A 1,233-nucleotide genomic window follows, 5' to 3' on the forward strand; every position below is an offset into this window, starting at 1 on the left:
TCATACCATTGAACAACTGTCACTGAATGTTTACGACACGACCAAACGGCTGCTGAGTAAATTACGGCCACGATCGTTAGATGATTTACGCCTCTTAGAAGCCATTCAGCAACTGATCCGAGAGATGGAGTTTGCCCGTAATGGCATTCAAGTCAACTTAACCGTGCAAGGTGAAGTGGAAACCCTCAGCGATACACTGCAAGTCACCCTATTTCGATTGTGTCAAGAGGCATTAAATAACGCACGTAAGTATGCTCAAGCGAACAATATTGACATTTCATTCGTGGTGGCAGAAAAAATCACTTTATGCATCCAAGACGATGGTATTGGTTTTAGCCAAATCGATAGCCTGCAAGGGATGGGGCTCAAAGGCATGAAAGAGCGAGTACAAGCATTAGGTGGGCGGTTTTCTCTCCAGTCACAAAGTTCATCACCGAGCGGCACACAATTGTATGCTCAATTACCCATAGTGTAGCAGTAGCCATGTTGAGTTTTTTATATCGTTCCCATACCCCTTCACCCTTGACCGATCCCGCAACGATCAATGCGACCTATCGCTACTGGCGTTTACACATCATGCTTGGTATGTATCTAGGCTACGCGGGGTTCTACTTTACACGGCGAACACTCAACTATGCGGCCCCTAGCTTGCTGACGGATTTAGGATTAGATAAAGGCGACTTTGGCTTATTAGGAACGTTATTTTACATCACGTACGGTTGCTCTAAATTTATTTCTGGGACAATTTCTGATCGCTCAAACCCGCGCTATTTTATGGGTATCGGCTTGATTGCTACTGGCTTTATCAACATTGCTTTTGGCTTTTCCAGTTCGATCAGCGCCTTTATTTTACTCTGGGTTCTTAATGCTTGGTTTCAAGGATGGGGTTGGCCGGCTTGCTCCAAATTATTAACGACTTGGTATTCTCGCTCTGAACGAGGTTGGTACTGGGCCATTTGGAACACAGCGCACAATGTTGGTGGGGCATTGATTCCGATCATGGTTGGCTACCTAACACTGCACTTTGGTTGGCGACATGGTTTTATTTGGCCGGGCGTGATTGGGGTACTGATTGGGTTGATTCTCTGCTGGCGATTGCGAGATAAACCCATTACTCAAGGTTTACCTAAAGTGGGTAACTGGAGGAACGATCCACTAGAACAGGCTCAAGAAAATGAAGGGCAAGGATTAAGTTACCAACAAATACTCGCCCAGTATGTCTTCACTAATCGC

The 1,233-nt window shown here is 45.6% G+C and carries 2 protein-coding genes; both read left to right on the plus strand.

Annotated elements, in window-relative coordinates:
- The coding region (locus tag B7C60_RS17920) for an ATP-binding protein (RefSeq protein ID WP_245868597.1) at nt 1–475 on the plus strand (475 nt) is incomplete at its 5' end.
- An 8-nt stretch (nt 476–483) separates the two neighbouring features.
- Nucleotides 484–1,233: MFS transporter (locus tag B7C60_RS17925; protein ID WP_245868600.1), on the plus strand; the 750-nt coding region annotated here is incomplete at its 3' end.

The organism is Vibrio fujianensis (genome assembly GCF_002749895.1).
Lineage (GTDB): Bacteria > Pseudomonadota > Gammaproteobacteria > Enterobacterales > Vibrionaceae > Vibrio > Vibrio fujianensis.